12 protein-coding genes are annotated in these 12,184 nt (G+C 43.6%); 4 read left to right on the forward strand and 8 right to left on the reverse strand.

Annotated elements, in window-relative coordinates:
• The first annotated feature begins 63 nt into the window (after positions 1–63).
• The 3 genes from F1737_RS07755 (at position 64) to F1737_RS07765 (ending at position 3,038) form a co-directional block, all read left to right on the forward strand.
• Entirely contained in the window at positions 64–615 is a 552-nt protein-coding gene (locus F1737_RS07755; RefSeq protein WP_317136016.1) for a ferredoxin domain-containing protein, read from the forward strand.
• A gap of 38 nt (positions 616–653) precedes the next feature.
• Entirely contained in the window at positions 654–1,727 is a 1,074-nt protein-coding gene (locus tag F1737_RS07760; protein WP_317136017.1) for a GHMP family kinase ATP-binding protein, read from the forward strand.
• A 105-nt stretch (positions 1,728–1,832) separates the two neighbouring features.
• Complete coding sequence (locus F1737_RS07765) at positions 1,833–3,038, forward strand: DUF362 domain-containing protein (protein WP_317136018.1); 1,206 nt, start codon at positions 1,833–1,835, stop codon at positions 3,036–3,038.
• Between the two features lie 51 nt (positions 3,039–3,089).
• On the opposite strand, the gene glmS is transcribed toward F1737_RS07765, so the two are convergent.
• From glmS to F1737_RS07805, 8 genes are all read right to left on the reverse strand, one after another.
• Positions 3,090–4,829: a glutamine--fructose-6-phosphate transaminase (isomerizing) gene (gene glmS, locus F1737_RS07770; RefSeq protein WP_317136019.1), complete on the reverse strand. Its 1,740-nt coding sequence runs from the start codon at positions 4,827–4,829 to the stop codon at positions 3,090–3,092.
• Between the two features lie 24 nt (positions 4,830–4,853).
• Positions 4,854–6,017 carry a sugar phosphate nucleotidyltransferase gene (locus F1737_RS07775; protein ID WP_317136020.1) on the reverse strand — a complete coding sequence of 388 codons (1,164 nt, stop codon included), beginning with the start codon at positions 6,015–6,017 and terminating at the stop codon, positions 4,854–4,856.
• Between the two features lie 6 nt (positions 6,018–6,023).
• Complete coding sequence (gene glmU, locus F1737_RS07780) at positions 6,024–7,226, reverse strand: bifunctional sugar-1-phosphate nucleotidylyltransferase/acetyltransferase (protein ID WP_317136021.1); 1,203 nt, start codon at positions 7,224–7,226, stop codon at positions 6,024–6,026.
• Positions 7,227–7,276: 50 nt separating this feature from the next.
• Positions 7,277–8,521, reverse strand: coding sequence for a phosphopentomutase/phosphoglucosamine mutase (locus F1737_RS07785; RefSeq protein WP_317136022.1), 1,245 nt, complete (start codon positions 8,519–8,521; stop codon positions 7,277–7,279).
• A gap of 116 nt (positions 8,522–8,637) precedes the next feature.
• The gene (locus tag F1737_RS07790) at positions 8,638–9,246 is read right to left on the reverse strand and encodes a hypothetical protein (RefSeq protein ID WP_317136023.1); all 609 of its coding nucleotides are present in this window, start codon (positions 9,244–9,246) and stop codon (positions 8,638–8,640) included.
• Between the two features lie 27 nt (positions 9,247–9,273).
• Positions 9,274–9,876 (reverse strand): cyclase family protein, encoded by a 603-nt coding sequence (locus F1737_RS07795; protein WP_317136024.1) that lies wholly within the window; start codon positions 9,874–9,876, stop codon positions 9,274–9,276.
• 26 nt (positions 9,877–9,902) lie between these two features.
• On the reverse strand, positions 9,903–11,018 hold the full coding sequence (locus tag F1737_RS07800; RefSeq protein ID WP_317136025.1) for a SufD family Fe-S cluster assembly protein: 1,116 nt from the start codon (positions 11,016–11,018) through the stop codon (positions 9,903–9,905).
• The gene (locus F1737_RS07805; protein ID WP_317136026.1) at positions 11,003–11,734 is read right to left on the reverse strand and encodes an ABC transporter ATP-binding protein; all 732 of its coding nucleotides are present in this window, start codon (positions 11,732–11,734) and stop codon (positions 11,003–11,005) included. The genes F1737_RS07800 and F1737_RS07805 overlap by 16 nt, the downstream gene beginning before the upstream one ends.
• A 172-nt stretch (positions 11,735–11,906) precedes the next feature.
• Between F1737_RS07805 and F1737_RS07810 the strand changes: the two genes are divergently transcribed.
• A complete protein-coding gene (locus F1737_RS07810; RefSeq protein WP_317136027.1) occupies positions 11,907–12,092 on the forward strand; it encodes a hypothetical protein in 186 nt (61 codons plus the stop codon).
• Positions 12,093–12,184: the final 92 nt, after the last annotated feature.

Below are 12,184 nucleotides of genomic sequence, written 5' to 3' on the forward strand. Positions count from 1 at the left end.
TTTTAAAGAACATTACAATATACCAAATAATTTATTATGCATACAGGACTATTTTAAAAACTGATGTCTATCGAAAAAAACGGCGTGATGACTGTCGCCGAATTAATGGCAGTTTCAGCGAGAACTGCCCCAAAGTCAAAAGGCAGTGACGTTATTTCGGTTATAATAGCATCAGGTGAAGAACTGAATACGCTTGCTGAGTCAATGAAGGAATTTGGCGAAAAACACAATCTCAGCTTTTTCATTCGCGATGCCGGCAATATTGAACAGAGCGACTGCTGTGTCATAATCGGCGCAAAACGTGACGGAAGCCTCGGTTTGAACTGCGGCGGATGCGGGTTTTTAACATGCAGGGATATGCTTGATGCACAGACAGGTGTTTCATGTGGTAAAAATCCGGCATTCGAAGGTCCGAACTGCATAATAAGGCAGGCAGATTTGGGGATTGCAGTCGGTTCTGCTGTTAAAACAGCATCTATTCATAATGTCGACAACAGAGTGATGTTCTCGGCAGGCGTTGGAGCACTGAAACTCGGTTGGCTCGGGAGTTGCACAGTAGCATATGCAATACCGCTGTCGGCCTCAGGTAAGAGCATTTTCTTTGACAGAACCTGAATCACTGATTATCAGCTCTATTTTAACCGGAGAGTTTTATGGCAAAAATTATGATCCGAGGCGGAGACCTGGATCTTGTAGAATACGATTTTTCACCGTTTGATGTCGGTGAGAACATAAATACGTCTGGATTTTCAAAAAATTATGATCTTAACATTTCTAAAAAACCAATAGAAGTCAAAGTTCCGGCAAGGATACACTTAACCGTCCTTGACATGAACCGCTTTTCTCCTGACAGACCCGGAGGGGGCGGACTTGGATTTGCTGTTCAGATATATACAACAGCCGTTGTGGAATGCACAGATAACGGTATTGAAATTGATTATTCAAGGAAACCGATTGTCAGACACTTTGCCGAAGTCATCAAAAAAGTTACCGGCTATACAGGCGGGTTTAAAATCTGCATCCACGATCATGATAAAAAGCATGTCGGCCTTGGTTCAACCGGCTCTGTGATGCTTGCAATAGGTCACGGGATGAATCAGGCTCTTGGGTGTCCTCTGACATCAGAAGAGATCAGGCTTTTAATCGGCAACAACTATGTCGAGGAGACCACTGACGGCCGGATAATTCCGGGCTTTGAAACAGGTGTGGGCCCCGCAGCCGCAACATACGGTGGGATGGCGGTAATGGGTGACGAACTCTCACTGGTCTGCCACCACTCCTTCGGACATGAACACAGTGTTTATATCATAATCCCCCCGACAGAGGCTGATGCAGCCGGAGAAGAAGAGTTCAATGTTTTAATGAACAGGGCCCGAACACTTGACTATCGCGACAGGGAGCTCAAGGCATACCTTGTATTAATGGATCTGATTCCCGCACTTTTGAAAAACGATATTAAAAAACTCGGAGATATCATCTGGGAGATTGACTTTCGGGGCTCAAAACGTGCCGAAGTTGAGCACAACTCCTTTGAGATTTATCACTACATGAGCAAATTAAGGGAAGGAGGCCTTGAATTCGTTGCAATGAGTTCTGTCGGCCCCTCAATTGCGATAATCACCTCCAAAAATTCTGAAGATGTCGAAAAGATTGTCAGCGGTGCAGGACTTAAAATTGCACTGAAAACAAAGATCGACAACACAGGTGTCAGGATAATTCCTGAATAACCCTTTTTTTCCCAGATAAATTGAAAGAACCTTTTTTTATGCGGATTATTTTTCAGATCATCCTGCAACTAAAATAATTAAACAGATAAAACCAAACATTCAAGGATGGCAGCACCCGTAAATGAAGAAGGAATTAATTCAAAAAAGAAGGTTTCAATAGTTTCATGTGAAAATTACGGGAGAGAATGCACATATCTAAAGGTAAAGGCAGCAATAGACGAACTTGGCGGAATTGAAAAGTTTGTAAAACCCGGTTCAAAAGTGCTTTTAAAACCAAATCTCTTAATGGGCTCCGACCCGGATTCATGTGTTATAACGCACCCTGATGTATTGTATGCGGCAGGAAAAATCCTAAAGGAAAACGGATGCGATATAACAATTGCCGACAGCCCGGGAGCGGGAATTATTTACAATAAAAAAAACCTTTTGAAAAATTATGAAAAATCCGGATTTTTAACGGTTGCAAAAGACCTGAATATTAAACTCAATTATGATACAGGATACAGTTATGTTTCATGCCCAAAAGGACGTGTGATGAAGAGTTTTCCGGTGATAAACCCTGCAGTCGAGGCAGACTGCATAGTATCGGTTTCAAAACTTAAAACCCACATGTACACCTATCTCACATGTGCACAAAAAAACCTCTTTGGAATTGTTCCAGGTCTTGACAAACCCACATTTCATTCAAGATTTCAGACAGGAGAAAGTTTTGGTGAGATGATAACAGACTTAAATACCATATCAAAGACCGCACTAAATATTGTCGACGCGGTATGGGGAATGGAAGAAAACGGACCTATGGGCGGTTCAAAAAGGTATATCGGCGCAATTCTTGTTGGTGAATCCGGAGCCGCAACTGATGTATGTGCTGCAAAAATCATAGGAATAGATCCAATAAGGGTCGGGAGCATCAGTGCATCGGTTAAAAGAGGATTCTTAAAAGAGGACTTCAGTGACATTGAGCTGACTGGGAAAAAACCTGAAGATTTTTTTGTTCCGGACTACAAAATGCCGTCCTCATATAAAAACAAACACAAAAACACAATTTTACAAAACCTGACACTCAAAATAATGCAGAAATACGGAAAAATCTATTCTCCTGTGCCGGTTGTAATAGAGAACAGGTGCATCTCATGCGGACAGTGTGTCAGGATATGTCCGGTTAAAGCCGCCTCAATAAGAAATGGCAAAGCATATTTTGACATTTCAAAATGCATCAGATGCTACTGCTGTCATGAGATGTGTGATTCACATGCAATAGGACTTAAAAGAGGTTTGCCGGGTAAAATCCTTGCAAAAATACTGGAATAATTTTTTTGGATGCCCCTGTATTTAGAGTTTCAGGGCTTTAAACCAAAAATATCAGATAACTGTCACACTTTTTGCAAGGTTTCTCGGTTTGTCAACATCACGCCCGAGTTTTACGGCTGTCCTGTATGCCAGAAGCTGAAGAACGACAAGCGACGTTATGACCTCGGATATTTCAGAGGACTTAGGAAGAGGAATATATACATCGGAAAGCTCTTCCAAATCCTGATCACCGACAGAACCGATCCCTATTACCGGAGCACCACGGGCTTTAATCTCCTTTATGTTTGAAAGCATTAAGAGACGGGACTCATCTCCGGTGCACAGGGCAACAACAGGAGTATTCTCACAAAGAAGTGAAAAAGGCCCGTGTTTGAGTTCCCCTGCCGCATATCCTTCTGCATGGATGTACGTAATCTCCTTCATCTTCAAAGCCCCTTCAAGAGATACAGGATAAAATAACCCTCTTCCTACAAAGAAGAGATTTGATGCATTGCTGCAAAGAGAGACTGCATCATCAGTTTCTGTTAATAGCGAGTCTTCAATAATCTGGTAAATATCAGAAAATTCGTCCTCAAAACCACACTCACACAGCAGATCCGCAATCTTCATAAATATTGCAACCTGGGCGATGAAAGACTTGGTTGCAGCCACACTGATTTCAGGACCTGCTCTTGTATAAAATGTGCTGTCGGCAATTCTTGTGATAGAGCTTCCAAGAACATTTGTAATTGCAATAGTCCGGCAGCCGTGTGCTTTCGCCTTTTTTAAAGCTGCAATGGTATCAGCAGTCTCACCGGACTGTGAAACAGTAATTACAACAGAATCCTGGCGGGGATTGAAATAACGACACTCGGATGCGATATCAACCCTTACTGGAATACTGCTGCACTTCTCCATCAGATACCTGAAAACCATGCCGGCATGATAGGATGTTCCACAGGCTATAACAGTAATCTCAGACGGGTTTTTTAAAACTTCCACCTCTCCGCACGGGAGAGAGGAATAAAATGTTTCATAAAATACCGAAGGCTGTTCAAAGATCTCCTTTAGCATGAAATGGTCGTATCCGCCTTTCCTTGCGGAATCAATATCCCACTCCACCAGCTCTTCAGGTCTGACAACAGGTTTCTTATCTGAATATACCGAAATTCCACCAGCAGAGATGTCCATAACATCACCGTCTTCAGGAAATATCATCTTCTGTGTGTATTCAAGCACAGGAGTCATGTCAGAGGATGCAAAATATTCATCATCACCTATTCCTATAACAAGAGGACTGCTGTTTCTCGCAGCAACAATTCTGTTTTCATCCTTTGCTACCGCCAGAAATGCATATGCACCATCAAGTGACGGCAGTAACCTGAAAACAGCACTGAGCAGATCTCCTTCATAGAACTTTTCTATTAAATGGGCAATCACTTCACTATCTGTATCTGATTTAAAAACATGCCCTTCGGATTCGAGACTACGTCTGATATCCATGTAATTTTCAATAATACCGTTATGGACTATTGCAAAATCACCCGAACAGTCTGTGTGAGGGTGGGCATTAATGTCATCAGGGACACCGTGGGTTGCCCACCTTGTATGGCCTATGCCGCAGTTTCCCGTTAAATTTTCAGCAAGGTGCCCACATTCAGATATTCTGCCTTTCTTTTTTACAACCTGTACTCCGCTGCCTGTTGTTGCAACGCCAAATGAGTCATATCCCCTGTATTCAAGCTTTTTCAACCCCCCGACAATAACAGACGCTGCATTGCGCCGTCCTATATAACCGACAATCCCGCACATTGATCTTACCCCTGTTTATCCCTGTTATCTTACAATACTGTTATCCGGCAGTCTTCCTTCAATGACCCTTCCCTTTTCAATAGAAGAGGTGTGGCCGACTATGCAGTTTTTAAATACAGTAAAAGGAGCAGATGTCGTCCTCTCACCAATTACGCAACCGAAATCTCCATAAACAAAACTGTTTCTCTCTTCTTCGGACTCTGACACGAAACGGCCGCATACTGTAACGGTATGATCAGAAAGCATGCAGCCGTCGCCGATTACAGATTCAGTAATCCGTGAATGTGAACCGACCGTCACATCATCCATTACAACCGAATCCTCAATATAGGTAAAAGGCTCAACCCTGACACGTGAGCCTATCGATGTATACGGCATAATGACAGAGTTCGGGCCGATATAACAGTCCTCTCCCAATACAACAGGCCCTGTGATTATTGCACCGGGGGATATTTCAGTTCCCTTTCCTATGTTGACCCTGCCTGAAATAACAGCCTGCCGGCTGATTTTCCCAGAACTTTCCTTTGCTATTCTTTTAAGCGTGATTCTGTTCATCCGGATGAGGTCCCAGGGGTATATTGCATCATGCCACCTGCATGCAGGGATTGCTCTTATGGAAATGCCCTTTTTAGTCATCAGTTCTATTACATCCGGAATCGAGCACTGGACAGGATAGTCAAAAAAATCTTTTGTCAGGGAAAATATCCCTGTGCTGACTAAAACATTCTCTGTAATCTCAGGTTTTTCAACAATTTCTGCAAGATAGCCGTTGCTTATTTCCACAACACCGTAATTTGAAGGCTGCGGGTGCTCTGATACAAGCATCGCATTCTTCTCCGTCTTTATGCGGCTTATCGACTCTTCATCGATGTAGTTGTCACCGGGGAGCAGAAGAAAGTCACCGGTTATCAGATCTTTAGCACAGCGAAGTGCATCTGCAGCCCCGGTCTGCTTTTTCTGAATAACAACCTTCACCTCTTCGTCAAGGGTGTTTAAATACCTGATAAGCTGTTCACTCCGGTACCCTGCCACAACAATTATGTCCCGGATTCCGTTTTTCAAAAGACTTTCAACTACATAACCGATGATCGGTCTGTTTGCGACCGGGAGCATCACTTTTGGCATGCTTTTTGTAAGCGGTCTTTGTCTGTGACCCTCCCCGCCTGCAAGTATTACAGCCTGAACCATTTTTTCCTACCTCCCTATCCTTGTATTGCTGTCTATCTTCCCTTCAACAAATGAGCCGGGTGCAACTGAGACATCACTTCCGATAACAGATCCGGTGTTAACAGAGCAGTTTATCCCAAACATTACATTGTCCCCGACCACTGCACCAAACTTTCTTCTTTTGGTGTCTCTTCCGGCCGCTTTGACATTTTTGTTGTCATGCCTGAGGTTTGCAATCTTTGTTCCTGCACCAAAATTACAGCCAGAACCTATCACACTGTCTCCGACATAATTGAAATGGGGAATTTTTGTGCAGGGCAATATCACTGAGTTTTTGAGTTCAACCGAATGGCCGATATGGCAGTCATCGCCGATTGCCGTAAAACCCCTGATATATGCATGCGGTCCGAGAGAACAGTTATCTCCCACTATACATGTGCCTTCTATATATGTTCCCGACCTGACAACACTCCCCTTTCCAAGTATAAGTGTGCCTTTTACAAAAACTCCGTCCTCAACAGTCCCTTTTATGTCATCGGATAGATTTTCTGATAAGAGTTCATTTGCATCAAGTATATTCCAGGGCTCTCCCACATCAAGCCAGGATTCAAGAGTACAGGCAGAAAGCCGGCATTCACTGATATAACCGGCAAGTGCATCTGTCAGTTCATACTCCCCCCTTTCAGAGAGCGTGACAGACGAGAGAATTTTGAAAATCTCAGGTTCAAAAAGGTAAGCACCGGCATTTATCAGGTTGCCGGGCGGATTTTTGGATTTTTCAACATGTCCCGTAATCATCCCGGATTCAACAGTGACAACTCCGAAATCCTGCGGGTGACTGCTCTCAAATACTCCGAGGCATGGCGGGGGAAGAGATATGAATTTTTTTATGTCGGCACATTTGAGGACCATGTCTCCATTAATAAGGAGGAAAGTGTCATCCACAAGCCCTTCTGCCGCCATTAATGCATCCCCGGTTCCCATCTGCTTTTTCTGAACCGTGTATCTGATCTTTATCCCGAATTCACTGCCGTCTTTAAAGTAGTTTCTGACTTCCTGTTCATGATACCCGACAACAAAAACAAAGTCTGTAATCCCTGCGTCCCTGACAGCCAGAACCAGATGTTCAATCATCGGTTTGTTTACTATCGGAAGCATAACTTTTGGTTTTTTGGCAGTCAGGGGCCTCATTCTTTTTCCTTCCCCTGCCGCCAGCACAACACACTGCATAATCCTAAAAAACCCCTTTTGTATTCAGTTATTATTTATCCTGTTATTTTTTATTTTCCTGAAGAGAGGATTTTCTTTCCTTTTTCTTCCATCTCTTTTGCTTTTTGTTTTGTCCTGCCTTCAGCTGTTATTCTGACTTTGGGCTCGGTCCCGCTTGCACGGATTAAACACCAGCCGTCTTCATCGCTGATTCTTATACCGTCTGTCGGAATATCTGCACCAAGTTTTATCAGAATATCCTTTGCATTTTCACAGACGTAAGAACTTCTTAAAATCGGGTAGTCGGGCATTTTGTCTGTGATTTCAGATATATTTGTCTCCGCGGCAATCCGGGCGAACAGTGCTGCTGCATAAATTCCGTCAGGGCAGAGTGAATGGCCGGGGAAAAGCCAGCTTCCTGATGGTTCGCCACCAAAATCTCCCCATGACAAAAGCTCCTCTGATACATAGGAATCGCCAACCGGCGTCCTGTGAACGTCTGCTATCTCCTCGATTGCCATCGATGCATCAGCGGTTGTTACAACCCGTTTTGCCCCGAGGTATTCTGAAAAGAGCATGAGCATATGATCTCCGCCGATGTACCTCCCCTTTTCATCAAACGCCATGAAACGGTCGGCATCGCCGTCATGTATTATTGCACCTGCACTTTTTGTCTTTTTAATCATCGCAGGGATGTAATGGAGATTTTTTTCGAGCGGCTCTGAGGGTCTTGGGAATTTACCGCTGATGTGACAGTTGATGCAGTTTGTCTTTACCCCTGCCTCCTTTAAAAGTCCGGGTGTTATCATGCATCCCGCACCCCCGCCGCAGTCGACAACCATATCAGTTCCGCTTTTTATGGATATCTTTTCAAGGATTGCTTTTTTGTGACCGGATATGATATCCTTAACAGAGACATCACCCTGCAGCTGCCAGTCTGAAGTATCCGGATCATTTAAGAGATCCCCGATTTCTTTTTGCTGATTCTTTGTAAAAGCCGAACCGTCCGGGTTTATCAGTTTTATTCCGTTATATTCTTCAGGGTTATGAGATGCCGTGATGCAGCATCCCGCATCACTTGTCTTTGCAGCGTATGCAACGGTGGGGGTTGGTGCAATCCCTCCGTTTATAACATCAGCACCTGCATACATTGCCCCTGCCATAAATCCCTGCATTAAGAGATTACCGGTTGTACGTGCATCTCTTCCCACAACAACCGATTTATTGTTTTTTGCAACGGCAATACCCACACTAACAGATAGTTTTAGAAGATCTTCATCAAATATCCGCCTGATACCGGACGACCCAAAAAGCATATGATAAGTTTCCACATTTTAAATGAAATAATTTGGGTTGTAATATTGATAAAAACAGAATGTTGGTTTTATGGAAGTTTTCAATTGTACCCGGGCGGGTAGAGGATACTCATGAATTATTTTCTTCCGTAAGGGCACCAGTGCTCATATCCGTTCATGGCACAGACACCTAATGTTGTAGGGCCGATGAAAATCACCCTTTTTTCCTCAAGGTATTTTTCTGTGATTAAAAGCTCCTCATCGCCGAATATGCCGTCCCCGGATACAATGATTATCTCTGCCTCATCAGGGGACTTTGTGATGTTTAAAGGTATCATCTCCATAAGCCCCGGCATATTTCCATTTAGGTAAACCTTTTTGTCACCAATCTCACTTTTAAGCTCACGAAGGCATAACGGATATGACTCTTCATCGCACGCTTTTGATACCCGTGTAAAGCACATGAAAACTGATATTACATTGATAATTGCACTGGCCGCAGTCCTCTGCTTAGGACTGTTTAAGGTTTTGCCGTACATAAACGACATCCGGGTCACCGCTTCTATCGGATATGAGGTGGTTAATTCACTCACTTTACCGCCAAACTTTGCCAAAAGCCCCTTACCGCTTACATACGGGCAGGGTATAATTAAAGGGTCTGTCTCAAGTGTGATATCACCGTGATCACATCCGCTTCCCTGCATCTTTTTTTCAATCTCTTTTACTGCATCCGTTATTATGCTCATAAAAACACCTCTAAATCCTGTTTTGTATTATATATCCGACAATATCACACGGGCCGGTGAACCGTCAAGACCTTTTAGACGTAATGGGAGGGCATACATATTATAACGACCTGTTTTAACCAGTGAGAGATCCAAAAGCTCAATTATCACAATTCCGTTTTTCAAAAGAATTTTATGGACTGTGCCATCCCCGTCAAATGACTCTGCCGACGGGGTGTCTACACCAACACAAACTACACCTGATTCTGCAAGGTATTCGGCGGCAGACGGGGTCAGATGTGAATAGTTCTTTTCAAATTTTTTTGTTCCTGAAAACTGTGTTTTTATCAGAATCCTTTTCGACCCGGATATCAGGCCGTACAAATCATGCCTGCCGATTGAGCCCTGCAAAGATGTCAGATCAATTACTGTTGTTTCACCAATAAGTGCATCAGGAGGGATTTTGTCAACTGATATCCCCTCATTTAAGTAGTGATATGGTGCGTCAATATGCGTTCCGCTGTGGGTTGATAATTCAAGCTTTGTAACCCTGCACCCATTAGTGTTTTCCGGCGTAAAGGAGACCCGGGGGTCACCGGGATAGATAATTGTGTCTTTTGAGAGCTCACGCGTTATGTCGTAAAAAGACATGATAAATAATTAAAAAAAAGTTATATTTAAAAGCCTGACTCTGCTGCATCAATAGCGGCATCGATCTGCTTTTGAAGGGATTCAGGGAGGCCTTTTATTTTTACATCCAAAAATCCGCGGATGATTGTGGCAGTTGCCTCCTCTTCGTCAAGTCCTCTTGCCATAAGGTACTCAATCTCATCACGGGCAATCTTTCCGACTGCTGCCTCATGTGAGAGTTCTGTGTTTGTGAGGCGGCCTTCAATTTCAGGCACTGCATGGATTGTACCGTCTTTTAGGATCAGACCCTTGCACTCGATGTGACCTTTGGTTCCCTCAGCCGCACCTACAATGTGTGATCTGGAAACAGCCTTTCCACCGGTTGTAATGAGGCGGGATATAAGTTCGGCACTGCACCCCTCGGCCCCTAAAATTGCACGCTGACCAAGATCAAGCTCGGAGCCTTTCGGCGCAACGACGATTGAGTTGAATCTTGCAACGGAATTTTTGCCGATAAGGTCTGCAACCGGATACATCTGGACACGGCCTACAGGATTTAAGCTTACATAATTTGAGAGGAATGTTCCGTTCTCTTCCACTCTTGTGGCACTTCTCGGAAGGACGTTAATGTTCTCACCCCATGTGTGAATCATGGTGCTGCTTACAAGAGCGTCTTTTCCGACATATATCTCGGTTATTCCGTAGTGTGTTCCCTTTTCTCTCCCGATGCTGCTTGTGCACCCTGTTATAAGATGAAGCTCGGCACCTTCCTCTGCAATTATTATATTGTGCACGGTCTGGATTTCAGAGCTCTGCATAAACAGGCAGGACTGGAGGGGGAATACATTTTTGCTTCCCTTTCTTGCAATTACAACAAAGCCTCTGGCACCTTCCTCATCTTCTCTTCCGGCAACGAATTTTGTGTATTCGTCTTTGTCCTTGTCAACAAGATTCCAGCATTTGTCCTTTAGCCAGTCGTATTTTTTAAGTGCGATGTCGATAGGGAGCATCTCGATACCGTCAATTTTTGAGCCGGAATGGTGAACATGCTGGTCGGTCTGCATGTAGCTTCCGGATCTGTGCTCCTCTTTTACCTCAAAACCTGAGAGTAATAAGCGTTCTTTGTCTTCAGCCGACATTTCAGGGATTAAATCTTCTGGCATCTTATACACTCCTGATATCCTTTTTCCTGGATGACTTTGAGTATTTCACGCGGATTTCCGTGACATTTTATTTCACCGTCGCAGAGCATGTGACCTGCGTCTGCTTCGATGTAGTCAAGTATGTATCCTGTGTGGGTAATTACAAGGCCTGATTTGTGGCGGTTTATGATGTGCCTGTCTTTTTCGACAAGTCTTGCAATCGAGTGTCCGATTAATGAGATGTTTTCAAGGTCGACTCCGCTTTCGGGTTCGTCGAGCATTACAAAGTCAGGCTGCTGGATCATGAGCTGGAGGACTTCGCTTCTTTTAATCTCACCGCCTGAAAAACCGGCGTTGACATCCCTTTGCAGGAATCCGGACATTTTCATCTGTGCAGCGTATTTATCTATATTTTCATTTGTGCTGCCTGATGTTGCATAGAGGAGTTTTCCAAGTTTTAATCCGGATATTGTGGGAGGGCGCTGGAACATAATTCCCATTCCGTATCTTGCCCTTTCATGGAGAGGTATGTTTGTTACATCCCTGCCTTTGAAAATTATTTTTCCCTTTGTTACTTTATATCCTGAAAAACCCATGATGGTTCTTAGCAGTGTTGTCTTGCCTGAACCGTTGGGACCCATGAGCACGTGTGTTTCACCTTCACGGATGTGGAGGCTTACACCATGGAGGACTTCTTTGCCCTCCACTTCTACATGCAGATCTTCTATTTTCAGCATCTGTTTATACACCCAAAAACTTGCGTTTTACAATTTTGGTCATATAGGGTTATAGTGGTGTCGACATGTACATGCCATTTACACCCCACAAAATTTCAGATAATCAGGGAATTTTTTACTTTCACACCACACGGAATAGTGAGTTATAAGCGTTGTTTCATATCCGGATACTATGTCAGATACTTTCTATTCGATTGCACTAAGAGCCAGGGATCAGGCACAGGTTGTCAGGAAGAGCCAGTTTAAAAAAAGCGTATTTTATACCGCCGCTGCCCAGAAGAAGATAAAATCAGACAATTTAGACAGGGACAAAAAGAAGGCGGGTTGTTCAGGAAACAGGATTATTATATGTGTGTGAAAGAAGGTATCTTTCATTTTTCCGGACTGAATTTTTCAAAAGCAGTCTTTACATAATCTATCATAATGTGATGAATCAACATAAAATGCCAA

The sequence above is a fragment of the Methanoplanus sp. FWC-SCC4 genome (assembly GCF_032878975.1).
GTDB lineage: Archaea > Halobacteriota > Methanomicrobia > Methanomicrobiales > Methanomicrobiaceae > Methanochimaera > Methanochimaera problematica.